This is a genomic window from Legionella gresilensis (genome assembly GCF_900639865.1).
Taxonomy (GTDB): domain Bacteria; phylum Pseudomonadota; class Gammaproteobacteria; order Legionellales; family Legionellaceae; genus Legionella_C; species Legionella_C gresilensis.
This window is the reverse complement of the sequence record NZ_CAAAHX010000006.1, coordinates 166127-193003: the sequence shown is the minus strand read 5'-3', so window position 1 is coordinate 193003 and position 26877 is coordinate 166127. Positions and strand designations below refer to the sequence as shown.

Below are 26877 nucleotides of genomic sequence, written 5' to 3'. Positions count from 1 at the left end.
TATCTAACATTAACAGTAATATAAATTATAGAAGAATTACCTAAATTCATTTTCCTAAATTTAATTTATAAATTTATCTTTCTAGCAATGGATGTTATTTTTTAAGCTCAATATTAGCAAAGATTAGCCGTGATTATTTTGCTTACCACCAATGGCGGCTATCCTAAAATAATCAATCCAGCAAGTGCATCATCTGATATTAAAATTTTTTGATAAATAACAATTTACAAACATAACCTTAAGCTTACTAGTTTTACATTTTTTTTATTAAAATTAGGCAAGAAGCAAAAATTACTTCTAATTAAATTAGTGCAAAGTAAAAATATTTAGTCTATTAATATCAAATAAGTTTATTAAAAAATATTAGCTAAATGTGATGATTGATGGATTAATAAAGAATAAAGGAATAACTATGAAATCACTTAAATATGCCAGCCTTCTTACATTATCTTTCTTAACAGCGTGCGTTTCTACCAGGCCACCTACAAATTTTGAATCCATACCACCTCAATATAATATGCCCGCGCCTCAACAAGAAAGGACAATTATTAAAAATGCTAGGCAACAATCTCAACTTGAATTAGATTCACAAGATACAAACGCTAATCTTGCGCAAACTAAAAATAATCTTAATGGTAAAAATTTATCCAATAAATTAGTTGATGCCAATCCTAAAGCAGACAAAACGCAAATAACGGGAAAACAGATTACTCAAGCTGCAAGAGGGGTACCTTCTTCATGGAATCTATCTGGCGCACTAGCCGTTCGAAGTGCAAGAAAGTCTGCAACAGCTTCTATTAATTGGTATCAACGGGGCGCTGGCAGCTATCAGATTCGTCTTTTTGGCCCGCTAGGTAGTGGTACTATCATGATTGCTAAACGTGGCGGTACAATAGTTTTACAAGATGGATCAAAAAGAGCAACTTCTTCAAATGCTGAGCAACTGTTATTACAACAAACGGGCATTCGCTTACCTGTAAATAATTTATATTATTGGGTCCGTGGCTTGCCTGCTCCTGGCGCCGTCCAATCAGCTAAACGAGACGCGGGGAATCGTTTAATACTACTTCGTCAAGGAAGTTATACAATTCAATACTTAGGTTACCAAAGTGTTGGTAAAGCAGTATTACCGTCTCATATCCGTTTACAAGGCAATGGTGTCTTTATTAAATTAGTTATTAATCGTTGGAGCATTTAGTAGTTTATTAATAATATAAATTCTTAGCCTACCATGGGTAAACTAAGGTAGGCTAAGAGTAGATTTTTAGCATTTTCTAACCCATAAATATCAATAGAGTTTACTGCTTAAATTTTTATGAATTTTATCCATTTACATCAAACAGTCTAATTCACGTAAATTCGATATAAAATATAACAAATATATTTTATGTCGAATTTATTTATGTTTAATCTGGATCCCGTATAAATGCTACGCATTTTACGGGATAACGTTCGTTTAGCGATATAAAAGAGCCTTTGGCTCTTTTATATCGAACTCACGTTAATTATTAAGTTATTTTCAAAACTTAGCGTTGACATTAAACTAATTTATCTGCAAAATACCCCCCGTATTGCAGCGTTTGGTGTAATATATTCATGGAAGATATGGAATCTACAGCTTTTTGGGGTGTAGCCAAGCGGTAAGGCACAGGGTTTTGATCCCTGCATACCTAGGTTCGAATCCTAGCACCCCAGCCACTTCTTGTTGAAGTCCTACTTGTAAGAGTTTAGGTTTATTAACTTCAACAAAGAAAAAATACAATTGAAGGCGCAACATGTCGGTTCAAGTAAACAGACGGCAGAAGATATCTGGAAAGGATGCGTTGCTCAATCGCTCAAATAATAATTATATCTTTTTGGCTGTCTTCTGCTATGTGTTTAAGTGACTGATTAACTGAATCAAAGGCTTCACACATGTCTACAATGATGATCTTTACTGGTAATGCTAATCCGGATCTTGCTTTCAAAATAGCAAACCATTTACAAGTGCCTCTCGGCCAAGCTTTAGTTGGCAAATTTAGTGATGGCGAGACTATGGTTGAAATATTAGAAAATGTTCGCGGCAAAGATGTTTTTGTCGTGCAATCAACCTGTGCTCCCGCTAATGATAATTTAATGGAATTATTAACGATGTCAGACGCTTTAAGGCGTTCATCAGCTGGAAGAATAACAGCAGTAGTTCCCTATTTTGGTTATGCTAGACAGGATAGAAGAGTTCGTTCAGCACGTGTACCAATTACTGCGAAAGTTGTTGCTGATATGATGGCTTCTGTTGGCATATGTAGAGTTTTGACAGTTGACTTACACGCAGATCAAATACAAGGCTTTTTTTATATGCCTGTTGATAACGTTTACTCTACTCCTATCTTACTTGAAGATGTTAAGCAGCAAAATTTATCTCAACTAATGGTAGTTTCACCTGACGTAGGAGGCGTTGTACGAGCCCGAGCGATGGCCAAACGTTTAAATGACGCTGAGCTATCCATTATTGATAAAAGGCGCACTGGCCCTAACAAATCTGAAGTTATGCATATTATTGGTGAGCCAGCAGGTAGAAATTGCCTTATTATCGATGATATTGTGGATACAGCAGGAACTTTATGCTCTGCTGCGCAGCAGCTTAAACGTCATGGTGCCATGAGTGTCCGAGCTTATATTACGCATCCTGTTCTTTCCGGACCAGCCTTGAACAATATTATTCATTCCGAACTTGATGAAGTTGTTGTTACAGATACAATTCCTCTTTCAGATCAAGCAAAACAATGTCGCAAAATTCGTGTGGTTAGCTTAGCAGAAATGTTAGCTCAGGCAATTAAGCGAGTGAATGTTGAGGAATCTGTAAGTTCTATGTTTGCTGAATAATTTCTCTTTAGTGCCAAATCTCTTTAATTTACTCGCTTATTAGCGGGTAAATTAACCTACTCTTGCTTTAGGTAATACATAAATACTCATTTAACAAAGTTCATTGTTTCGATAGCATAAAGACTTTGGTTTTTTTATGTAAAAGGTTTCTTTTCTCAAACTCATAAATACTACCTATTATATGGATATATGCTTTAACAATATAAGTATTTTGATATGATTCTTGAATAAAGGGATAACGTCCATTTAACGACAAAAGAGCCTTCGTCTCTTTTATGTTGAACGAACGTTACATAAGAATAAAGATTATAAGGATTGAATCTAACGATATAAAATAAATTGGGCAAGGAGCGAAGTTGATTATTAACTAACAACACTCCTGCAATGCGAACTGAGCGAAAAGATTAATCACGCGTTCCAACATATTTATCATCAAAATAACGTCGTAGTTTTGTTCTTAAAGTACCACGACTTATGCCAAGCATAACAGCTGCACGAGATTGATTGTATTTACAATGCTCCATAACAGCGCGAAATAATGGGGTTTCAATCTCTTCTAAAACAAACTGATAAAGATCAACAGGATCAGTTCCCTTCAGCTCGGCGAAATATTTCTGCACAGACTGAGTTACACTAGCTGCTAACGATGATGATGCAGTATTATCTCCGACTTCATTACTGATTGTTGTCATTCTTATTAACTCCTCCTTAAAATGCAGCATCTTATCGAATTGGATAATTCCTGACAAGTAAAAGGCATATATTTGTTTAAAATCAATCAATTCAAATAACTAGTCAGTTTGGCCAATTTCAATAAGGCTGGTGTTATAATTTAAAATTTAAGCATTGCAGAATTAAATGGTTTACCATTTACCTGTAGCTGTCCCTGCTGTAAAGCTACTTCTATAACATAATAATTTCCATTCACAACCAATACGCCTGATTGAATTAATGAAGCTATTTGATTATTAGTCATGGCAGCTGATTGTTGAACTATATCAACCTGCGGTGCAGTCTGGGCAGTTGCAGTAGTTTGCTGAACAGATTGATTTGTAGTAGTTGTTGTCTGTATTTGTGTATTATTGTCTGTTGGCTGCTGTTCTGTTGTAACATTTGTAGTTTGAGAATTTACATTTTGCTGTTGTGTTGCCGCATTCTGCTGAGCTGATAGTTTTTGACGATTTGCTTCAGTCAAAACTCTTCTAACTATTTCAGCTGGCACTTTTAATCTACCTTTACCTTGAACTCTCTGCATTAGCTCTAGCGGATTATTATGTTCACCTTGTGGTAGAGAAATTTGTGCATTTCCTTCTATAGTACCTTCAGGCATAACAAAATTTAACTCTGAAATTTCAAATTCTGCTCCGCGGCTTAATAGCTTGGGTATCTCAGGTAATATAGCGAAGACCGCTTGCTGCTTTTCTAAATCTGTAGAACTTTGCTGAATATGTTTAGCCTGCTGATTAATTCGTCCCAATGCGTTAGCATCAAGGTTTCGAATAGCCATTTCTAAATTACCAGGGCCAAATTTCTTACCATTAGCAACAATCTTATCAATAGATGATTTAAAGTGTGAACTAAATAGTCCATCTTCAATATCACTGCTCGAATGCATATCTAAGTCATTTAGTTCAAATAAGCGTTGCCCTTTGTCATTAATAACAAAAGAAGGAAAAGTCACACTAGCTGTGCCTAAATAAATACCTACCTCAGTATTATGTAGATTATATTCACTAGTAACTTCACTTAAAACAGCAGCTTTATCACCTTTTTTAACCTGCATGCCATTGACGTTAAAATCACCATTAATTTTATCTGCATTAGAAGTAACATGAACCGTACCATTCATCCCCATCCAATCAAATTCTGTTTGATCTTGACGAGTAATTAATTTAAAGCTAGGAACAGCCATTTCAATTTGACTATTATTTAGATAAGTCACAAACAAGCTTAAATTTAATTTGGGCTGAGTGGAGCCATTCATAAAGTAGTTGTTAAACTGCTGCTGATATTCAACAGGTAATAAAATATCCGTACTACCGTAACCCATACCAAATTTCACTGTTTTATTAGCAAAAATAATAGGCCCATGATAAATCTTTAAGGGCATATTGAGGGTAAGGTTTTGTGCAGGAATTGTTTGAACTTGGCCATTAGCATCTTTCACTTGCCGCTCAGGAACCGTAATCTGCCAATTTAAAAGAGCATTTGAAGTAAACCACCCTCGATGATATTTTACAATTTGAGCATTGACGCCATTAGTCCTATTAACGGTTGCAATATTACGCTTTATCGTTCTCTCAGTAACAGCGCCCATAGCATAATAGCCACCAAGGACTAATATCGCTAGAACAACCACTAATACTACTAATTTTCTCATTATTATCTCCGGATTGAATTCTTACTTTTAGCAGTTTATCTAAATGAGTGTAACAAGAAATATCATGCCAATTAAAGTACGAGCTGTTATTACCTTAAAATCTACTAATTATTTTTATAACTTGCTTAATTAAACGATTGTAATTATTAAACTTACCAAGATTATTATAATTTAGGCAAGCTATAAAATAAGAATATTTTATAAGTTCTAATAAAACTTATTGTTAAACTACCAAAATAAATAGAACAATTTAATTTCTATAGATAATTTAATTGAATAAGCTTATGTCTATTAAATTCTACTATCAACTAGCGATTTTATTTAAGGGATAGTAACCTGGTTAAAATTAAGAAATTTCAATATATTATCTAAATTTTGTTATATTTCTATATTAGATTATATTAATTTTAAAGCACAGGAAAGGGATAATATGCGAGAATTAATTACCTTCTTATTAACTAATTTTACCTTAACTCTTTTTATTTTAAGTTTAATTTCTGCTCTAATTTCATTAATCATGAAACGAAAACATCTCAATAAAGCTCGAGTCATCAGAATAATTTTTTCTCATTTTTTACTTTTTAATATTGGCTTTAGCTTCCTATATAATTTTGTTATGCATGTATTCTTTGGTGAGATGGTAGCACGATTTATTGGATGGGAGAATAGCCCGTTTCAAAATGAAGTAGGTTTTGCAAGTTTAGGATTCGGCGTTATAGGTGTGCTAAGTTTCTGGTCTCATTTAGGATTTCGAGCCGCCACCATTATTGCCCCAGCTCTATTTTTATGGGGAGCAGCAAGTGTACATATATATGATATGATTACTACTCATAATTTTGCGCCTGGAAATGCTGGAGTAATTTTTTGGTCAGATATTTTCATTCCTGTGTTTGGTTTTATTCTTTTATACTTACAATATAAATTTAGTAAACCAGCGCCAGTTGAGAATATTACTTAGATTTATTTTGAATTTAAATTAAGCATCATATCTTTATGCGGTATACCTGCATCCATATATTCATTACCATATACTTTAAAACCAAGCTTTTCATAAAATGAAATAGCATGGCTTTGGGCACCTAATTTTGCGCTAGTAATCTTTTTATCTTGTTGGAGATCCGCAATAATAACTTGCATAAGTTGTTTACCTAAACCTTGGCCTTGATAATCTGGTAAGACTGCAACTCGCTCAATTTTAGCAGTATTATTTAAATAGCGAACCCTCGCAACACCAGCTGGAATCCGGTTTATAGTTAAAAGGTAGTGGGCACTTTCATTATCTTTTCCATCAAGCTCTTCATTCAGAGGCACTTTCTGGCCTTCAACAAATACTTTTCTACGAATAGCTAAGCATTCTTTTAACTCAGTTGGCGAAGTGATTTTCTTAATAGAGATAGACATAAGTTTTATAAATTATAATAATATTAATTAATAATTATAGATAAAAGTTATACTAACTGACTATGTTAGGTTAAAAACAAGTTATGTTGCTATAGAAGCCAAGCTTACTCTTTATTAGAAAGTATAAGCTACGGCTTCCCTAGTTAAACACATTAACTAAAGGATTATTTTATTGTGCTTTATAAACTGGCTTACAATAGGTTTCTTTTACAGTAAACGCTAAAATTAAGGCAATCAGTGAGCATAAAGGTAGAATTTGCAACCCTGCCTGAAAATCAGAAAGAAGTAATTTCTCTACATTATAACCTCTAGCGCCAGAGACTAAATCTACTAACCACCCGACTAAAGGTTGCATTAAAGCGCCAACAAAAATAGAAATCATATTCGTAAAAGCAATTGAAGTACCAACTACCTTGCGATCATGTAATTCTGTAGACACTGCGTAAGCGATAGCCACGCCAGTATTTGTTAATCCAAAAGCAAAGAATAAAATATAAGCCATCGGTGTATTAAGATGAGGATAAAAAACAAATAAAGTTGTTAAAACTACACCAAATAAAGCCGAAATAATCATTAATGGCTTACGGCGGCCAATTCTATCTGATAACCAACCAGAAATAGGGCCACTAATACCCCAACCAATAAAAATTAATCCGGTTGCAAAAGCCGCTGAATGTGCCTCTAAACCGCGGCCAAATTGAAGGTAAGCAGGACCTATAGATTCACCAATAACAGCAGTAGGTCCAAACAGAAACCCTGCATAAAATGCATTTAACCAAGTCTGACGATGAGATAAAATAATACGTAAGCTATCTAAAATACTTAAACGTTGCTCTTGTTTTATTTCTCTTCTTTTTGTCCCAGGTTTATCTTGTACAAATTGATACAATAATCCAGCTAGAGCAATAAACAAAAATGCAATAATTAGCATACTATGCCGCCAACCTACATTGGCAACTAAAAAAGATACTGGCGCTTCACCTGCGGCGGCTCCCAACATTCCTAATGCCTGTGTTAATCCTGCAAGCAAACCTAACATAGCTGGAGGAAACCAGGACGTTGCTAGACGTAATGCACTAATGAAAGCAAATGCGGCACTAAAACCAATTAACATCCGACCAACAGAGGCCATTAATAGACCATCTGCTAAACCAAAGACGCCACATCCTAGAGCCGTAATTAATGACATAACAGTTAGTATGCCGCGGATACTTAATCTGTCTACCGTCAGTCCTACGGGAATTTGCATAATAATATAGGGAACATAAAAGGACGCCGTTAAAATACCGAAACCAACTTCATTGATACCAAAATCAATTTGTAAACTCCGATGCATTACACCTGGCGCTACGCGGGCAAGATAATCAGAAAAATAAAAGGCGGCTGCTAAGCCCCAAACAATCCAAGCAAAGCCTAATTGGCCTATACGGTTTGTTTTTGTAACTAGAGACACTTCTATCCTATTCATAATTTCACTATATTAATAATTATCAAGTTATCATATTAGAATGCTCTAATATATTAAATTTATAAAGGTATTTCTGGCTAGGCATAAGAAGACATCATCCTTTATGTAGAGCAAAACGCTTTGCGGTAACTTAACTAAAATATGCCTATTGCCAACATCAAAATACTTTTTAAAATAGCATACTGCTCAAAAAAACTGCAATATTAATACTACATTATACTGTGAGCAAGGTATATTTCAACCTATTCAACCATACAAGCATAAAGATATAATCGTTGGGCTTTAGTTCACACTTTAAGGTTTATTAATAAATAATCATTTTTAATTGCACTTTTAGTCGTTAAAATGCCAATTTTATAATTAATAAGTCTGTTATCAATGAATCATTTAGAAAAAGCAATTAAGCAAGCGTTAGCGCTGTCTGGCAGCCCAAATGAAGCCAATAAAGCTTATCTTGAATTTATCAAAGCTAACTTCATTATACCTATTGATAAGAACTCAGAGCCGGATAAGCCAGAAGTACTCTATCTTGAAGAAAATAATCATTATTTTTTACCTGTTTTTACTGAAATGCATCATTTTGACGCATGGGCAAAAGATATAAGTCATGCAATTAATATCCTTAAGCTCTCCGGGGTCGATTTATTAAAAGGAATAGGCGAGCAAGTAACTGTTTGTTTAAATATTGGAAGCAATATTTATAAGGAATTTAATCCGGCTGAGATTGCAAGAATGAGGAGTATGGTTTTAAAGATATTTAAGTAACGTGAGTTCGACATGAAAGAGACAAAGGCTCTTTTGTATCGCTAAACGAACGTTATCTCGTGAAATGCGAAGCATTTGTACGGGATCCAGATTAAACATAAATAAAAAACTAAGATTGCTGCGCAAAAAGCGCAGCAATAAAATGATTAATAAGATTAAGCAACTAAATCAATAACTTGATAGCCCACTACAGCTGTTGCTGCTAAAGCACCGCTTAATCTAAGGATACTGGTTATAAATCCGGTATATAAAGGATGATAAGTTTGATCATTAGCAGCACTTCCTACTGAAATAGGTTCTTGACTTTCTTCTTTAATTTCGTTCTCACCAAAACTAAAGAGCGGCTCCTCTCCATAAAATCCAGCCCACCACCCTTCTTGCCATTGCTCATATTCAGCCGTATCTATTGAATATGGATTCTCTTCTTCAGGGATTTCAGCTTTAGCACACTCATATCCGTAAGCATAACACTCTTCTAAATCTGGGTGGTCAATATTAAAACGCAACTTTATATATGGTAGCAAAGAATTTAAATTTTCCATGTCAATATCCTCTCAAGCGTTCAATTCTCTAAGTAGTTAGTGTTTATAAAGCTAAAGCTTAATTATTTACTACTTACTTCTAGGTTCTATTTTACGCCTATTGCATTTTAGAAATTTCTACGACACATAACTTTACAATTTTTTGACAATTATGCTAAATCCAATACATTAAGGTGCTAAACGCTGATAAATCCATTTATCATTTTTTTTATAATATTTTAGACGATCATGCAACCTTTTATCACGCCCTTGCCAAAATTCTATTTGGTCAGGGATTAAATGATAGCCTCCCCAATAATCGGGTCGCTCTATAATTGGTTTATATTTATGCTCTAATTCTAAATGTTTATAATCTTCTTCTAATTCTTGTCTACTCTTAAGTTGCTGACTTTGCGGTGAAACCACAGCACTTAATTTGCTCTCTAAAGGGCGGGTAGCAAAGTAAGAATCTGATTGTTGCGCTGTGGTTTTCTTTACCCTACCTCGTATCCTAACTTGTCGCGCCATCTGTGGCCAATAAAAATTAAGTGCCGCATAGGGCATTTGCTCTAATTGACGAGCTTTATTACTTTCATAGTTGGTGTAAAAAATAAATGTTTCATCTTCAAACCCTTTCAACAGAACAACTCGCGAATCAGGATGTCCTTTTTCATCTACTGTAGATAAAACCATTGCATTCGGATCGCTTTTCTCAACTGTAAGAATTTCATTAAACCAAAGCACAAATAAATCAAAAGGATTTTGTGCAATGGTATTTTCATCTAAACTTAAGTTGCCATATTCTCGTCGAATATCTGCTATAGTGGGCCAATTATTCATTTTTTTGTACAAATTGGAAAAACCTTATTTGTAGTATAAAGGTAAAACTTAACGATAACCAATGGCTGCAAAGCGATTTTTTTCTATTTATTCAACCTAAAAATATACAAAGAGAGCTAACTAACTCCATGTTTGTGCAAAATTTGTCTTGTACCCATGCTAAGAATCGATTAAACTGTCCCGCATTATCAGATTGTTTCTTTTATATGCTTTCTAATAAATGAAAATATTTTATTAAATTAGCGTAAATTATGTGCCAATAAGGTTATTAAATTAAATGCATAGAGGGATTCTTATAAAGAGTACATTCTAACTAGATGATAGGATTTAACTTAACAGTTATACGTTAACGGAGACTTTAGATTAGGGATTTATACCAATAACAATATAATTTAGGTTATCTAATGCTAGAGTACTATATACAGATAATTGAATCTTTTAAAAAACACCAAATTTCTATTATTCTTCGTACTATACGCGAAAAAATTATAGATTTTTTAGAAAGTGAGCACTTTGCTAGTCAAGCCCAAAATTTTTTTAGTGATATAGCTGGTTGTCGCTTAATGCTCATGCCTTCTACTCCTACAAAGGAAGGCATTAACCCTCAAATTAACGTAGCTTATATTCTTACTAACGATAATAAACTCTATTATTTTAATAGAGCACAGCAAGACTCTCTTATTGAAATTCCTATTTCAAATGAAAATTATAATGCATTAAAAGATACATTAGCTATTAAATCTGTAGACGCAGAGCAACCAGTTAAAATAGTTACAAATGCTTTATCACAGGAACAGCTGGATATAGTTAGTAAATATTCTCGCCATGAGCATATTGCTAATTGTCGTTTATTTTTTATGCCCATAGCTCCTCAAGTTACCGATTTTGATCAGTACACCCATAAAGCTTATATTCTCACTGCTGATAACAGACTTTACTATTTTAACCGCACACTTTCCCCATCAATCCAAGCAATACCTATCGCGCTGAAAGATTATGAAGCATTAAAAGCCAATTTTGAATTAGATTCTGTAAAAATTAACCAGACTAATAAAGAAATTATTCATTCTTTATCACTTGCACAATTATCTTTAATTACTAAACACTCTGGTCATCAGGATAAAGAAAGTGATCCACCCATTCCTTTTACCGATTTTGCTTCCCAGCCAAGGCAAGTTGTACAACTTAAAGAAGTTATTAATGCACTTTATCATGCCGAATTAGCTTTTCGGGATTTGGAAAGTGTTAACCTTCGTGATGGTAAAAACCGATTATCGGATACTGGTACACTCTATTACCATACTATAGAGCATGGCTATATGGCGTGCTACCTTTTAACTCATCTTGATTTACAGACTCAGCAAGTATTTAGCCAAGAAATAGCACTTATATTAAAGCTACTGGCCCAAGTGCAAAAATATGCCACAGCTTATGGTGATAAAGCCTCAACAAAAATTGCTGAAATCGTAGAAACTTACCCTATTAGCTATACTGCTGGTAATATTGCTGGTATTGCAATCGATCAAATGCAGCCCTCTACAGGCAATATAGATTATAATTTTTTAGCGCAATTTAGTGCCGTACTTCCTAGATATATTCAGCAGCTTACTGAATATATTCATAAATATACTAATCAAATTACAGATTTAGAACCAACTTTAGATAAGCAAAAAATTAATGAATTAGAAGACAATGCGATAAAGTTGCTACAAGCTATTAATGATATTCAAAGTAGTACATTTCTTTTTACCTTTAGAGGAATTAGTTATTTACATATCATTCAGCATGTCACCACACTTGCTTTATCGACACTTGAGCAAATGGGTCATATGAGTGAAGCCACTCAAGATGTTATCCGGGATAATTTAAGTACTTTAAAATATGATCTATTAGTTGAACTGTTTGCGATAGTTGATAAAGTTGAAGATGAAGCGTTGCTTACACCAGGTACATTATCAACACCGCTTATGCAGGTAGTTATACCTTTTTATCAAAAAATAATTCAGTATGCATCTAAGCCAGTTGATTTTGCGGTTAAAGGTAAAGAATTATTAACTTTAGAAGATCAGAAATTTATTAATTTTCGTATTGATAAAATCCAACAAAGAATTAATTCTGCGGAGAAACAATTATTTAAAGCTCAAGAAATTCAAAATGCGTTTAATGCCTTTTTCAATATTCTAGAAACTCATAAAGGATATAGGCGAATAATTGATTTACCTGAAAAGATTAAAAAAGAATTAAGCAGTCATTATGTTTATATTCAGTCTTATTTTGAAAAAGTGGATGTAGACTTCCATAATGAAATTTTACGTGGCCTACAAACCAATTCAGGAGGTCGTTACGATCAAGCCCGTAATTTATATTTTCAGTTGCGAGGCCATACTACTGATCATTTAGAAAAAATTATCAGCTTAAAAACTAATCTTTGTAATTCAGTAAATAGTGATGTTGCTACTTATAAGTTTCATATTGAATTTAATAAACAATTAATAAATAGTATTCAAGACCATGCTGACCTAGTCCTTTATCCTATTGAATTATCAGATAAGGACATTAACTCCGCAAAACCTGTTGTATTCTCATCAGAACCCGCGTCTCAGTTAAGTGTATCTCCTGTAGAAGCTAATAACGCAGGCCAGCAATCTCCACAAACGGTGCTTAGCGCAAACGCCACTAAAAAAAGAACATCTGTATTAGAATTATTAAATTTTAATGAAATAACAGCAATTAATTTAGAATCTACAGTAGGAATTGAATGTGGCTTACAGGAAGAAGGCTGCGCGACAGTTATTACAGAGCCTGAGGCCCTTACAGCTGAGCAAACATTAAATTTACTAGAATATTATCAAACAGAAAAATCAAAAATCATTGCTGCTAAAGAAAAATTTAACCTATTTTTAAATACCTTAAATGATGGTAAGAGCTTAATTGAAAAAGAAAACAAAAAGGAACTTAGCCGTTGGTATGCAGAATTTCAACCTTATTTTTTAAGAATCTTTTTAACGGATAAAAGATTTAATATACGCCATCTGGACAAATTAATTACCGCAAATTTAACTAGTAGCATAGGCCAGCCAGCTGAAGTTATAATAGGCGTTGATAAAAGGAATTTTCATTACCTTACTCCTTTATTTAATAGCACGCTAAATGATGCTATGACATTTTGTACAAAACGTATTGAAGTATATCAAGAGCTTTCTAGTAAGAAACTTAAAGAAGAAACAAAGAAAAAAGTACTGCAACCTAATTACACCTATGGTAACAGAGCCCACTATTTAATTAAACATACTAATTACTCTAAGGCAGTGTCTGAATTTAGGCAGGCAATTTTTAACTTAACTGAATTATTTACAGACCCATTACGTGTCGAGCTTAAAGCAGCAGCCTCTGGCGTTCCTTTTCCAGAGGTAGAAATGCAAGATGGTTTATGGGCTCAAAGCAAACAAGTATTAAGTATTAAACAAATCTATAACAGCTTATACCATTTAGAGCAGATTTGTTTACAACTTGAAGAATTAAATGATAAAAGTTATCAAAGTATTTATGTTAAACACATAGTTGAAGCTTACAATCATATTGACGAAATTTATAAAGCAGCTAAAAGCCTTTATGAAGATCCTTACTTACGCTTACTAGCCGAAGATATTATAGAAAAAGCAAGTAAAATACAGCAGGTATTTCTTACTCAAAGTGAACCTTATACGGTTGACCCAGAATCCGTTACTAACGTTAAAGGTCAAGTAAAGCAAAATTCTATTTGGTATACATTACAAGCATTCATGCTAATACCGTCACATATAAAAGCACTTTCTAAACAGCAAAATATTTCTCCTGAAGAATTAAAGGAAACGCAAGAACATACGAAAGAAATTACGCTTAAAATTGAGCGTATTATTGCTAAATCTAACTCTCATTTTAAACTTTTGTTAGAAACGCCTACCATGTATGGCTTGTTTAAAGAGCTAAAGCAAAAGCTAGCTGAATTTACTACTACGACGCATCAATCAGTAGTGGATAATATTAGAGAAATAAATACAGTGTACTTCACTGATATCCTTATTGAAGCAGATAGGTGGGAAGATAGATTAGGCTTAAAACCAGGCTTACTATCAGGCCCTATGCAAGAAATTTTAGATGAATTTTATAGAGGTCTTGTTGAGCCTTTAGGCTTTACGTCAGACAACTATTTTGATCTAATAACAGATGTAACACCTTTCATTAAACGTAAAGAAGCCTGTAAAAAAGTAGGTGCTGAAGCACAAAGCAAAATTACTGAGAATGATTTTAATAAAAATTTTAAGATTTTAAGTGACTTAGCTCAGTCTATAAATACATACAATAATTTTACAACTGGTCCTATTCCGCCTACTCATCCATTTATAATTAATATTACAAGAGATAAAATTTTAGAAGGTAGTCTCGCTATTAAAACCTTCCTTAAAGAGCAAATCAATTCTAATACTTTAAAAGATAGTGAGCTTCTTTTAGATAATCTAAAAGACTGTATAGATATGAGCCGCCTTGCTAAGTTAATTAAATTAATTAATACCTATAATAATTTAAATGATAAGACGCCATTACATGGCTTGAGTGAACAAGGTAATAGACTTAATAAACCTCTTTCTAATCAAAATACTGAAGATAAAACCCAACAAATTATTCAATTAAAGCAACAAATCATTGACTCTTATAAAGCAATAACAAAAAATTTAACGGCTCAAAAACAACTTAACTATAATCTTTCACCATCACTCACTGATACTGAAATTCTACAACTAAACACTGGCGGCCTCTGGCAAATATTAATTAAACAATTGCCTATAATGAAATCCGTTTTCAATTATTATAAAGGTGTTTACTCTACTTATAAGATTACTGAGGAAACAGCTAAGAAAAAAGAAGAATATATAGAAAAATTAGCGGTTGTCCAAGATAAGCTAAATGAAAAAGTTAAACAAGATTATATTCAAAGAGAAATTAAAAAAAGAGTGGCAATTGTTATTAATCAACAAACGGATCTAATTAATTTAAATGGCGAATATAACAACGCATTAAAAAAATACTTATCAAATAAAGAGTTTCAAGCGGAGCTTATTAAACAAGTTTATAACGAGACAGATATTAAACTTGCCATTAAGGTTAAGTTACTTGAACGGGCCCAAGAATTTAAGAAAGAGAATTTAGATAAATATGCAAAGCTAGATTATGTATTAACAGCTATTACTGATTTTCAACTTTATTTAAGAAAATCAAACGAGGCTTATAATCAAGGATTGTCTATTTTTGAAGATAAAAGAACCATAACTATTAAAAAAGAACAAATTAATATTCTGCATGATCTTGCCCAAAAAACGCGCCCAGATGAAAGCGTCGAAGAGCGCTTTATAAAAATCCAAAAACACGTTGATACTGGCGTCTTTCGAGCGTCTATGCTAACTTACAGACGATTCGAACGTATTAGTTTTAACTGGCTTGTTAATTGCTTTCTTTCTCTACTTCAAGCGTTACATCTTTATAAACCAACCTCTCAAAAGTGCTTTGAACAAATTAATGATGCTGCGTCTGATAAACCTAAACATATGCCTCGTTATGGCTTTTTTACCGAATCAGCACGTGAACAACAGCGCTATAACTTACCCTTTAAATTTAATTTGGACGAGCAAGAATCACCTAATGATATAAAATTTACAGAAGGTATTCCCGTCTCGGTTTTGGCAACATAGTTTCTTAATAGATAATTACTCTGTTTATGAAGAAAAATAAGCGCATTAAAATACATTTCTCTGTTTTTTTAATATTATTAGGATTATTTATGGCAACGTCTGCTTTTCCCAGCGATATTATTACCATTGAACAAGTGGCTAATAAAAAAATGTTAACCAACCCTGCTGAGCCTGTACAATTTCCACTAACGGTAGATGTTTTAGAACTGGTTAATACCATGAAAGAGAAATTGCTTGCTCTAGAAGGTGTAGGTTTGGCTGCTCCCCAGATTAATCAATCAAAGCGTATCATTGCAATCTATATTCCTTCTAATGCTGCATTATTACGTAATGAAGTAAAGCCCTATCCTCTCCACGTCTTATTTAATCCCACTTATATACCTATTGAAAATGAAAAGTTTGCTGACTTTGAAGCGTGTTATTCTGTTACTAGTAAATCTGGAAAAGTGCCACGCTATAAAAAGATTAAATTAACTTACTTTGATGAAAATGGAATTCAGCATGAGACTATTGAAGAAGGTTTTTATGCGCGGGTTTTACAGCACGAGATTGATCATCTTGATGGTACATTAATTCTTGATAGATTAACTGCAGATTGCGTTCAAGGCCCTATTGATGAAATGATGCAATTACGTCGAAGTGAATTATCTGGCGAACAAAAAAAATTATTTGATGAGTTATTACGTAAAAAGCAATTGAAAAAAGATTAGAATAATTGTTCAGGGATATACTAAATTTTAGTGAACCCACCGGATTTTCTCGCAAGATGCATCAATTACGGCGGCTCCGCGCGGCATTGTTGCTTGAATAAATTGCAGAGCTAATTACAACCGAATTATCCTCTCATGCCCGCGCAGGCGGGGATCCATTCATTAATTAGCACTGAGCTAAATTCCACATGGATTCCCGCCTGCGCGGGAATGACATTGGCAATAATGCGGTTCCGCAAATAAGGCCTGAACGGCTACTTCCAGCCAGCTGCTTTACCAATTGCATCACCTAAATCTGCAGGTGAACGCACTGTAACAACGCCTGCTGCCTCAAGGGCCGCAAATTTTTCAGCAGCAGTCCCCTTACCGCCAGAAATAATAGCGCCCGCATGACCCATACGCTTACCTGGGGGGGCTGTTACACCAGCAATATAAGAAACAACCGGTTTTGTTACATTTGATTTAATGAACTCTGCAGCCTCTTCTTCAGCAGAGCCACCAATTTCACCTACCATAATAATTGCTTCTGTTTGAGGATCTTGCTCGAATAACGCTAAAGCATCAATGAAACTCGTACCTGGAATGGGGTCACCGCCAATACCAATACATGTACTTTGACCAAAACCCTTATCAGTTGTTTGTTTAACTGCTTCATAAGTTAATGTGCCAGAACGAGACACAATACCTACTTTACCTGGTAAGTGAATAGAGCCTGGCATAATTCCTATTTTACATTCACCTGGGGTTATGATACCAGGGCAATTTGGACCTATTAAGCGAGAGTCTGTATTATTTTCTAAATAAACTTTTACTTGTAACATATCTAAAACAGGAACGCCTTCTGTAATACACACAATTAACTTAATACCAGCGTCAGCTGCTTCTAAAATAGAATCTTTGCAGAAAGCAGCAGGCACATAGATAACTGATGCATCGGCGCCAGTTGCTTCTACTGCTTCGCAAACTGTATTAAAAACCGGTAAACCAAGATGTTGCTGGCCACCTTTGCCTGGCGTCACGCCACCTACCATCTTTGTACCATATTCGATTGCTTGTTCAGAGTGAAAGGTTCCTTGTTTACCCGTAAAACCCTGACAAATTACTTTTGTATCTTTATTTACTAATACACTCATTGCTTGCCTCAAAATTATTTAATAGGTTCTAAACCCGTATTTCATACACTTAATTAATTATTAATTTGCAACTGCCGCTACAATTTTCTTCGCTGCGTCAGTTAAACTATTAGCAGCAATGACGTTTAAGTCGCTCTTATTTAGGATATCTGCTCCAAGTGCTGCATTATTCCCTTCAAGACGTACAACTACTGGAATTTTAACATCGACTTCTTTAACAGCAGCAAGTATACCGTCAGCAATTAAATCGCAACGAACGATCCCACCAAAAATATTAACTAATATGCCTTTTACTTTTTCATCAGATAAAATAATTTTAAATGCTTCGGTAACTCGCTCTTTGGTAGCGCCACCACCTACGTCTAAAAAATTTGCTGGCTCACCACCATGTAATTTAATAACATCCATAGTAGCCATAGCTAAGCCTGCGCCATTGACCATACAACCAATTTCACCATCAAGAGGAATATAATTTAGCTCCCAATCGGTTGCTCTGTTTTCACGTTCATCTTCTTGTGATGGATCACGCATATTTTTTAATTTAGGTTGTCGATATAAAGCGTTACTATCAACATTGATTTTGCCATCTAAACAAATAAGCTGGCCTGTTTTAGTTATTACCAATGGATTAATTTCAAGTAAGCTTAAATCACACTCTACAAACATCTTACCCAGGCCTAGCATTAATTGAGTGAACTGCTTAATTTGATCATTATCCAAGCCAAGTTTAAAACCTAGATCACGACATTGATAGGGCATAACACCAACGAGCGGATCAACGATAATTTTAAAAATTTTTTCAGGGGTTTCATGGGCGACTTTTTCAATTTCAACTCCGCCTTCAGTCGATGCCATAATAACAACCCGTTGACTAGCTCTATCTACTACCGCACTTAAATAGAGTTCTTGACCTATATCACAGGTTTCTTCAATTAAAACAGCATTAACAGGCTGACCTTTAGCATCGGTTTGATAAGTAACTAAGCGAGTACCTAGTAATGATTTAACATAGGCTGCTAATTCATCCTTAGTAGAGACTAATTTTACACCCCCAGCCTTACCACGACCACCAGCATGAACCTGCGCTTTGGCTACCCATTTTGGTGTAGAAAGTAATGACGCGGCTTGGATTGCATCTTCAACATTATAAGCAACATGTCCTTTAGGTGTAGGTAAGCCATAACTGGCGAATAATTGCTTAGCTTGATATTCATGTAAATTCATTATTACTAACCCTACTGTTTCTATCGTCTTTAAATTAAAAGTGGCAGAATTTTACCATGGATTTATAGATACGGACATAGGTACTGTAGGATGGATAAAGGTATACCTAAGATTAACCTAGTTAAGGTATACCTTTATAAATAGAATTAAACGTTTAGCAGTAAACGAGCAGGATCTTCTAGTAATTCTTTTACATTCACCAAGAACTGCACAGACTCTCTACCATCGATTAGACGATGATCATAAGATAAAGCGATATACATCATTGGCCGAATAACAATTTCACCTTTTTCAACAATAGGCCTATCTTCAATCTTATGCATACCCAAGATACCTGTTTGAGGTGGATTAATAATAGGTGTTGCTAATAAAGAACCAAATACCCCGCCATTAGTAATAGTGAAAGTACCACCCTGCATTTCTTCCATACCTAATTTACCTTGACGAGCGCGGGTTGCTGTATCAATTATCTCTTTTTCAATTTCTGCCATGGATAATTGATCAGCGTTTCTAATAACAGGAACAACTAATCCTCTCTCTGTAGATACGGCAACACCAATATCATAATAGCCATGATAAACAATATCATGACCGTCAATAGAGGCATTAACAGCTGGAAAACGCTTTAGTGCTTCAACTACAGCTTTAGTAAAGAAAGACATGAAACCTAAACGAACTCCATGCTTTTTCTCAAAAGAATCCTTATATTGATTGCGCAGATCCATCACAGCTTTTAAATTAACTTCATTAAAAGTTGTTAACATCGCAGCGTTATGTTGTGCTTGAACTAAGCGTTCTGCAATCTTAGCTCGCAACCTAGTCATTGGAACACGACGTTCTTCACGCGCGCCGGAAGCTACAGCTGGTGTATTTATACTGGATTGCGTTTCTGTTTTAGCCTCTGGCGTTGTCGATTGCGCTTTCCCTCGATTTGCAGTAATAAATGCTTCAACATCTTCCTTAGTTAGCCGCCCATCTTTACTCAAGCTTGGAACGTCAGATGCTTGCAAATTATTTTCAGTTAATAAACGACGTACAGCAGGACCTGCCACTTTTTCAATAGCACCATTCTCAGCCTCTGCAGTTTTAACACCTGCACTTTCATCCGATTTTTTAGGTGCAGCCCCAGCTTTATTAACGCTCTCACCTTCTTCAATACGCGCTAATAGCTCACCGGAAGTAACTGTATCACCTTCTTTAAAGAGTATTTCTTTAATCACACCATCTGCTGGCGCAGGAACTTCCAAAACAACTTTGTCAGTTTCTAAATCAAGAAGATTTTCATCTCGGCTTACTTTATCGCCTGCTTTCTTATGCCAGGCGGCAATGGTTGCATCAGCAACCGATTCAGGCAAATTAGGTACTTTAACTTCTATAGACATGGTTAGACCTTCTTAAGATTATAATTTTGATAGTTAATCCAGTAATGCTTGATTGACCAATTCTTGTTGCTGCTGGGCATGTAAAATTGGACTACCTACAGCGGGTGACGCTGCAAAACCACGACCAGCATAGCGTAAATGCTGATCAACTTGTAAACAGTCTTTAATATTGTGCTGCGATGCAAACCAAACGCCTTGATTTTGTGGCTCTTCTTGGCACCACACAATATCTTTCGCTAGAGGATAATTAGCTAGTATATTAACCAACGACTTTTTAGGAAAAGGATATAATTGTTCTATACGCACGATAGCAACGTGATTTAATTGCTCATCTCGACGTTTTTGTAAAAGATCATAATAGACTTTACCGCAGCATAATACGACTCGCGTTACTTTCATTGCGTCAAGCTCGTCAATTTCAGGTATCACATTGTGAAATTGACCATTTAGAAGATCACTAATCGGTGAGACAGCTAACTTATGTCTTAATAAGCTTTTAGGGGTCATAACAATTAAAGGCTTACGAAACTTACGTATCACCTGGCGACGTAACATATGAAAAATTTGTGCAGGTGTTGTGGGCGTACATACTTGCATATTATGTTGAGCACATAATTGCATATAACGCTCAAGCCTTGCCGATGAGTGTTCTGGCCCTTGGCCTTCATAACCATGAGGTAAAAACATGACTAGCCCACATAAGCGGCCCCATTTTTGTTCACCAGAACTAATAAATTGATCAATAACAACTTGAGCGCCATTGGCAAAATCACCAAATTGCGCCTCCCAGATAACTAAAGAATCTGGTGCTGAAGCCGCATAACCATATTCAAAAGCAAGCACGGCTTCTTCAGATAATACTGAATCAATAACAACAAAATGTGTATTTTTCGTTGCTGTCTTTTCTAATGGAATATAAACTTCACCTGTTTGAATCTCATGTAACACAGCATGACGATGAGCAAATGTTCCACGACCAGAGTCTTGGCCAGATAATCTGACACAATGACCTTCGTTAAGAAGACTTGCATAAGCCATTGTTTCAGCATAACCCCAATTCATGGGCACTTCACCATTTGACATTTTCTCACGTTCACTTAGTAATTTTTTAACTACCGGGTGAATTTCAAAACCCTTAGGTAAACTATGTAACTGTTGAGAAAGCGTTTTTAATGTTTGTTCACTGATTGTAGTATCTACTTTATCTGTCCATTTGGCATTTAAATAAGGTGACCAATCAATAGATATCTTACCTTCATAGTTTTCACGAGTAACGTTGATAACAGGCTGACCCTTATCAAGTTTATTTCGATAGGCTTCCATAAGCTCGTTTACTTTTTCTTGAGTGACTATTCCTTCTTTAATTAATTGTTCAGTATAAATTTCACGTAACGGCCGCATGCTTTTAATTTTTTTATACATGGCAGGCTGAGTAATAGAAGGCTCATCAGCTTCATTATGCCCATGGCGACGATAGCATACTAAATCAATAACTACATCACGCTTAAATTTCATCCGAAAATCAAATGCAATCTGCATTGCAAAGACAACAGCCTCTGGATCATCACCGTTAACATGAAGGACAGGTGCTTGAACCATTTTAGCAACATCCGTACAGTATAGTGTTGAGCGGGCATCTAAAGGGTTACTTGTGGTAAATCCAATTTGATTGTTGATAACAATATGAACTGTACCCCCTGTTGAATAACCTCTTGCCTGAGAGAAATTAAAGGTTTCCATAACAACACCTTGGCCGGCAAAAGCAGCATCACCGTGAATTACAACCGGGACTACAGTATTTTTTTCTACTATATCATTACGGCGTTCAAGTCGTGTTCTTGCTGAGCCCTCCACCACAGGACCAATAATTTCTAAATGTGAAGGGTTAAAGGCTAACGCTAAATGGACAATAGGTCCCTTTTTAGTTTGGATATCAGAAGAAAAACCCATATGATATTTAACGTCACCTGTTCTTTCCGATATTATTTTACCTTCAAATTCTTGGAAAAGTTGATCAGGTGCCTTGCCTAAAACATTAACTAAAACATTTAAGCGGCCACGATGAGCCATGCCAATAACAATTTCTTTTACATTTTCGTAGCTACTTTTCCGAATAATTTCCTTCAGCATAGGAATAAAAGCATCACCTCCTTCTAAGGAGAACCGTTTTTGACCAACATAGCGGGTTCCTAAATAGCGCTCTAAACCGTCTGCGGCAATTAAGTCATTAAGTATTTCGTGCTTTTTATTTATATCAAAGTTAGGACGGCCACGTGCTGTTTCTAATTTTTGTTGTAACCATTGCGTCTCATTCATATTTGATATATGCATATACTCAATACCAATGCTACCGCAATAGGTATCTTTTAATGCTTGTAATATATCTTTAAGTGGCATTTGTTGCCCTGAATGAAAATAATCACCAGCACAAAAATTCTTATTTAAGTCTGCCTCAGATAAGTTATGATGACTTAACTCTAAGCTAGGAACATGAACGCGCTCTGTCATGTCAAGCGGATCTAACTTAGCCGCATGGTGCCCATAAGCACGATAAGCATTAATTAATTGAGCTACTTGAAATTGCTTACTATCTTCAGAAACGATACTATTTTGATTAAAATATTTTTTATCTGCATTTTCTAGAAAGTAGTTACGTATATCACGATGAGAAATTTCTTTTGCTACTGAATCAACCTTAGGTAGCGCTTCAAAAGCTAAGCGCCAATCAGTAGGTACAGAATTAGGATCTGCTAAAAAGTCTTCATATAATGCATCAACATAGGCCATATTACCGCCCGATAGATAAGAGGAAGCCCATTGTTTTTGCAGATTACTACTCATGTTTTTTCTCCAAAGAGTTTAATTGCTACTTAAAGCAACTCAGAAAAAATTATTTATGTTTCCTGATTCAACATTTGCAGGCGAATATGACTAATCGCTTGCGCCGGATTGAGTCCCTTCGGGCAGACATTTGCACAATTCATAATTGTGCGACAACGAAATACACTAAATGGATCTTGTAATTTTTCTAAGCGGTGTGCCGTTGCAGTATCACGACTATCAGCTAAAAACCGACGAGCCTGTAAAAGCCCGGCAGGTCCTATAAATTTATCTGGATTCCACCAATAAGAGGGGCATGAGCTTGTACAGCAGGCACATAAAATGCATTCATATAAACCATCTAATAATGAGCGTTCTGCAGGCGTTTGCAAGCGTTCTTTTGCTGGCATATTACTGTCATTTTGTAAATAAGGTTCAACACGCTCATATTGTTGATAAAATTGTGTCATATCAACAACAAGATCTCGAATAACTGGAAATCCTGGTAAAGGACGAATAACTATTTTATTGGTATTAAGCTGTGAAAGTGACGTAATGCAAGCTAAGCCATTCGTTCCGTTAATATTCATACCATCAGAGCCACAAACGCCTTCACGACAAGATCGCCTATAAGCTAAAGTTACATCTTGCTCAGCCTTAATTCGCTCAAGCAGTGTTAAAAGCATAGGATCACTTTTAGCAGGAATCTCTACTATATAATCTTGCATATAAGGCTTTTCATTACCTTCAGCTTCCGGATTATATCGATAAATGGATAAAGTTAATTTTTTATAATCAGCCATAACATACCCTCTTAATAAACGCGTTCTTTCGGCGCAAATGGCTCGACGTATTTAGGTGCTGTATTTACAGGCCGATAATCAATACGCTCCCCTTCCTCAAAATACAGTGTATGTTTTATCCAATTAGTGTCATCTCGTTTAGGATAATCTTCACGGCTATGAGCGCCTCGACTTTCAGTTCGGGCCAAGGCTGAATGGGCACTTGCATAAGCTGTGGCCATTAAGTTATCTAATTCTAAGGCAGCAATACGTTCTGTGTTGAAGATGTGACTTTTGTCACTTAGTTTAGCATGCTTTAAGCGTTCTCGAAGTGCCTGTAAACGATGCAAGCCTTCTTCCATCACCTTACCAGTACGGAAAACACCAAAATCTTCTTGCATAACCCGCTGCATAGCATCTCGAATTTCAGCCGGACTCTCGCCTTCAGTTGAATTCTCCCAACGCAAATAACGCTCTAGCGCGGGTGCCAAATCATCATCTGAAATGTAAGCCATATCAGGAAGCTCGTTTGCAAGCCATAATTCTTCCACATGTAAACCAGCAGCACGGCCAAAAACAACTAAGTCAAGTAAAGAATTTCCACCTAAGCGATTAGCACCATGTACAGAAACGCAAGCGCATTCACCAACAGCATATAATCCTTCAACAATTTGATCAGTACCGTCTTGATGCATCAGAACCTGGCCATGAATATTAGTAGGAATACCGCCCATACTATAATGGCAAGTTGGTACAACGGGTATTGGCTCAACAATAGGGTCAACACCTGCAAATTTTATAGATAGTTCGCGAATACCAGGCAAGCGCGACATAATCAAATCCGCACCTAAATGATCTAATTTTAATTTAACATGATCAATGCCATTAGGATCAAAGCCTCGGCCCGCACGAATTTCTAAAGCCATAGAGCGAGCGACCACGTCCCGGGAAGCTAAATCCTTTACACGAGGCGCGTAACGTTCCATAAAACGTTCCCCATCTTTATTAATTAGATAGCCGCCTTCACCACGACATCCTTCCGTAACTAGGGTTCCAGCGCCAGCGATACCTGTTGGGTGGAATTGCCACATTTCCATATCTTGTAGCGGAATACCTGCTCTTAGCGCCATACCAAAGCCATCGCCAGTATTAATATAAGCATTTGTTGTCGATTGAAAAATACGGCCTGCACCACCTGTAGCTAAAATACAAACCCGAGTTTGATAAAAAACAAGTTCACCTGTTTCTATTGATAAAGCAGTAACGCCAGCAATTCGTCCATGCGCGTCTTTAACCAGATCGAGCGCGAACCATTCACTAAAGACATGCGTTTTAGCTTTTAGGTTTTGTTGATATAAAGTATGTAGTAATGCATGTCCAGTTCTATCTGCAGCCGCGCAAGTCCGGGCTGCCTGTTCTCCACCAAAATTTTTCGACTGACCACCGAATTGGCGTTGATAAATCGTACCGTCATCCCGACGCGAAAATGGTAATCCCATATGCTCTAATTCATAAACTGCTTCAGGACCGGTTTTGCATAGATATTCAATACAATCTTGATCACCAATATAATCAGCACCTTTTACAGTATCATACATATGCCATCGCCAATCATCTGGATGAGCATTGCCTAGTGCGGATGTAATACCACCTTGAGCTGAAACAGTATGTGATCGAGTTGGAAATACTTTAGAAAGTAGAGCCACTTTTAAGCCTGAATTAGCAAGCTGTAAAGCAGCACGCATACCAGCGCCACCAGCGCCAATAATAACTGCATCAAATTTATTCCTTGCAATTGGCATATTCATATTATTGCCCCCATACAATCATTAAACCCCAAATAAATTGGGCGCTAAGCCAAATTAGAACAACCATTTGCAAAAATAGACGCCAGAAGGTGGATTTAACATAATCAGTCGTAACAGTCCATACACCCACCCAAGTATGTAAGGAGAGAGCTACTAGCGCTATAATAGTTGCAGCTTTAAAGAATACGTTAGAAAATAAGGTATGCCATAGTTGATATTGTAAATGTGGATGAAACAATAAAAAACCAAATAAAAAAAGACAGTATAATGCGAAATAGATAGCTGTAGCTCGCTGAATTAGCCAATCTTTTAAACCATTTCCTGTTAAACTAGTGACATTGCTTACCATATCCAAAATCCTAGAAGTAGAGTTAAAATAATTGCAGCTATAATCACAAAAACAGCACTTTTACGGCCTGCCTCTAGATGTTCACCATAACCTGCGTCCATAATTAAATGACGAATGCCTGCCAATAAATGATAAATTAACGCTGCGCCAAAAGCCCAAAGAATTAATTTTGCTCCTACACCCCCCAATATAGATTGCAAATTCATAAATGAGGCAGGGGTAGCTAAGGATAACTCAAGGTAATAAAGAACAATAGGAAAGAGGAAAAACAAGGCAAGCCCTGAAATTCGATGCAAAATGGACGCAATTGCCATAGGAGGGAATTTTATTGTGGTTAAATCAAGGTTTACTGGTCTCTTCTTGTTCACGTTATAATTTATCCTTCAGTAAATAATAAAATGGTTAGCTTCTATCTAACAAATAGATGAAATCTAATAAATATCTTAAGTTCTTTAAACATCAACTTTTAGCTTAACTACCTAATACAAGTATTGTAAGCTTATAAACCTGTCTTATTTAAACATAACTAATTACAAACCGCTGGCTAGATGTCAGCTTTACATCACATGTCATAAAGTAAACTAATGGCAGTATTTAAATCGAATCGCTGTTTCTCGCCTTTAGGCGTAGCAAGAGCTAGAAGTATACCACTCTGTCTTTTTAGCGCAAAGTGTCTATATCAAAAGAGAACTAATTGTTATTAATA

Annotated in this window: 20 protein-coding genes and 1 tRNA gene; 7 read left to right on the top strand and 14 right to left on the bottom strand. The window is 35.6% G+C overall.

The genetic code is table 11. The annotated features are described in order from the left end of the window. The first annotated feature begins 412 nt into the window (after nt 1-412). The 3 genes from lolB (at nt 413) to E1P04_RS09365 (ending at nt 2862) form a co-directional block, all read left to right on the top strand. Nucleotides 413-1198 (top strand): lipoprotein insertase outer membrane protein LolB, encoded by a 786-nt coding sequence (gene lolB, locus E1P04_RS09375; RefSeq protein WP_242604420.1) that lies wholly within the window; start codon nt 413-415, stop codon nt 1196-1198. A 425-nt stretch (nt 1199-1623) separates the two neighbouring features. Then, nucleotides 1624-1698 (top strand) — tRNA-Gln (locus tag E1P04_RS09370). Between the two features lie 216 nt (nt 1699-1914). Then, nucleotides 1915-2862, top strand: coding sequence for a ribose-phosphate pyrophosphokinase (locus E1P04_RS09365; RefSeq protein WP_115332233.1), 948 nt, complete (start codon nt 1915-1917; stop codon nt 2860-2862). 404 nt (nt 2863-3266) lie between these two features. On the opposite strand, the gene E1P04_RS09360 is transcribed toward E1P04_RS09365, so the two are convergent. Together E1P04_RS09360 and E1P04_RS09355 are read right to left on the bottom strand one after the other, a co-directional pair. Next, the gene (locus tag E1P04_RS09360; protein WP_115332234.1) at nt 3267-3554 is read right to left on the bottom strand and encodes a helix-turn-helix domain-containing protein; all 288 of its coding nucleotides are present in this window, start codon (nt 3552-3554) and stop codon (nt 3267-3269) included. 140 nt (nt 3555-3694) lie between these two features. After that, nucleotides 3695-5242 carry a YdgA family protein gene (locus tag E1P04_RS09355; RefSeq protein WP_131782646.1) on the bottom strand — a complete coding sequence of 516 codons (1548 nt, stop codon included), beginning with the start codon at nt 5240-5242 and terminating at the stop codon, nt 3695-3697. Between the two features lie 430 nt (nt 5243-5672). Here E1P04_RS09355 and E1P04_RS09350 point away from each other — a divergent pair, with 430 nt between their 5' ends. Then, complete coding sequence (locus tag E1P04_RS09350; RefSeq protein WP_131782645.1) at nt 5673-6200, top strand: DUF6790 family protein; 528 nt, start codon at nt 5673-5675, stop codon at nt 6198-6200. A 2-nt stretch (nt 6201-6202) separates the two neighbouring features. On the opposite strand, the gene E1P04_RS09345 is transcribed toward E1P04_RS09350, so the two are convergent. Together E1P04_RS09345 and E1P04_RS09340 are read right to left on the bottom strand one after the other, a co-directional pair. Further along, on the bottom strand, nt 6203-6643 hold the full coding sequence (locus tag E1P04_RS09345) for a GNAT family N-acetyltransferase (RefSeq protein WP_131782644.1): 441 nt from the start codon (nt 6641-6643) through the stop codon (nt 6203-6205). A gap of 169 nt (nt 6644-6812) precedes the next feature. Next, on the bottom strand, nt 6813-8111 hold the full coding sequence (locus E1P04_RS09340) for an MFS transporter (RefSeq protein ID WP_131782643.1): 1299 nt from the start codon (nt 8109-8111) through the stop codon (nt 6813-6815). A gap of 378 nt (nt 8112-8489) precedes the next feature. On the opposite strand from E1P04_RS09340, the gene E1P04_RS09335 reads away from it, so the two are divergent. Next, nucleotides 8490-8876 (top strand): SseB family protein, encoded by a 387-nt coding sequence (locus tag E1P04_RS09335; protein ID WP_131782642.1) that lies wholly within the window; start codon nt 8490-8492, stop codon nt 8874-8876. A 155-nt stretch (nt 8877-9031) separates the two neighbouring features. Here E1P04_RS09335 and E1P04_RS09330 read toward each other — a convergent pair whose 3' ends face one another. Beyond that, complete coding sequence (locus E1P04_RS09330; RefSeq protein WP_131782641.1) at nt 9032-9418, bottom strand: transmission trait enhancer LetE; 387 nt, start codon at nt 9416-9418, stop codon at nt 9032-9034. A 168-nt stretch (nt 9419-9586) separates the two neighbouring features. Further along, complete coding sequence (gene pdxH, locus E1P04_RS09325; protein ID WP_131782640.1) at nt 9587-10237, bottom strand: pyridoxamine 5'-phosphate oxidase; 651 nt, start codon at nt 10235-10237, stop codon at nt 9587-9589. A 404-nt stretch (nt 10238-10641) separates the two neighbouring features. Here pdxH and E1P04_RS09320 point away from each other — a divergent pair, with 404 nt between their 5' ends. Both E1P04_RS09320 and E1P04_RS09315 read left to right on the top strand, forming a co-directional pair. Then, nucleotides 10642-15963 (top strand): hypothetical protein, encoded by a 5322-nt coding sequence (locus E1P04_RS09320; RefSeq protein ID WP_131782639.1) that lies wholly within the window; start codon nt 10642-10644, stop codon nt 15961-15963. An 89-nt stretch (nt 15964-16052) separates the two neighbouring features. Then, nucleotides 16053-16673: a peptide deformylase gene (locus tag E1P04_RS09315; RefSeq protein WP_131782638.1), complete on the top strand. Its 621-nt coding sequence runs from the start codon at nt 16053-16055 to the stop codon at nt 16671-16673. Nucleotides 16674-16927: 254 nt separating this feature from the next. Here E1P04_RS09315 and sucD read toward each other — a convergent pair whose 3' ends face one another. The 8 genes from sucD to sdhC all read right to left on the bottom strand — a co-directional run bounded on the left by sucD (nt 16928) and on the right by sdhC (nt 26539). Beyond that, entirely contained in the window at nt 16928-17806 is an 879-nt protein-coding gene (gene sucD / locus E1P04_RS09310; protein ID WP_131782637.1) for a succinate--CoA ligase subunit alpha, read from the bottom strand. 60 nt (nt 17807-17866) lie between these two features. After that, nucleotides 17867-19030, bottom strand: coding sequence for an ADP-forming succinate--CoA ligase subunit beta (gene sucC, locus E1P04_RS09305; protein WP_131782636.1), 1164 nt, complete (start codon nt 19028-19030; stop codon nt 17867-17869). Nucleotides 19031-19176: 146 nt separating this feature from the next. Further along, the gene (gene odhB, locus E1P04_RS09300) at nt 19177-20412 is read right to left on the bottom strand and encodes a 2-oxoglutarate dehydrogenase complex dihydrolipoyllysine-residue succinyltransferase (protein ID WP_131782635.1); all 1236 of its coding nucleotides are present in this window, start codon (nt 20410-20412) and stop codon (nt 19177-19179) included. Nucleotides 20413-20445: 33 nt separating this feature from the next. After that, nucleotides 20446-23253, bottom strand: coding sequence for a 2-oxoglutarate dehydrogenase E1 component (locus tag E1P04_RS09295; RefSeq protein ID WP_131782634.1), 2808 nt, complete (start codon nt 23251-23253; stop codon nt 20446-20448). A 53-nt stretch (nt 23254-23306) separates the two neighbouring features. Beyond that, the gene (locus tag E1P04_RS09290) at nt 23307-24035 is read right to left on the bottom strand and encodes a succinate dehydrogenase iron-sulfur subunit (protein ID WP_131782633.1); all 729 of its coding nucleotides are present in this window, start codon (nt 24033-24035) and stop codon (nt 23307-23309) included. 11 nt (nt 24036-24046) lie between these two features. Then, nucleotides 24047-25816, bottom strand: a complete 1770-nt coding sequence (gene sdhA, locus E1P04_RS09285) for a succinate dehydrogenase flavoprotein subunit (RefSeq protein ID WP_131782759.1) — start codon at nt 25814-25816, stop codon at nt 24047-24049. A gap of 7 nt (nt 25817-25823) precedes the next feature. Then, nucleotides 25824-26171 (bottom strand): succinate dehydrogenase, hydrophobic membrane anchor protein, encoded by a 348-nt coding sequence (sdhD, locus tag E1P04_RS09280; protein WP_131782632.1) that lies wholly within the window; start codon nt 26169-26171, stop codon nt 25824-25826. Then, a complete protein-coding gene (sdhC, locus tag E1P04_RS09275) occupies nt 26165-26539 on the bottom strand; it encodes a succinate dehydrogenase, cytochrome b556 subunit (RefSeq protein WP_131782631.1) in 375 nt (124 codons plus the stop codon). Before sdhC ends, sdhD begins: the two co-directional genes overlap by 7 nt. Nucleotides 26540-26877 lie beyond the last annotated feature (338 nt).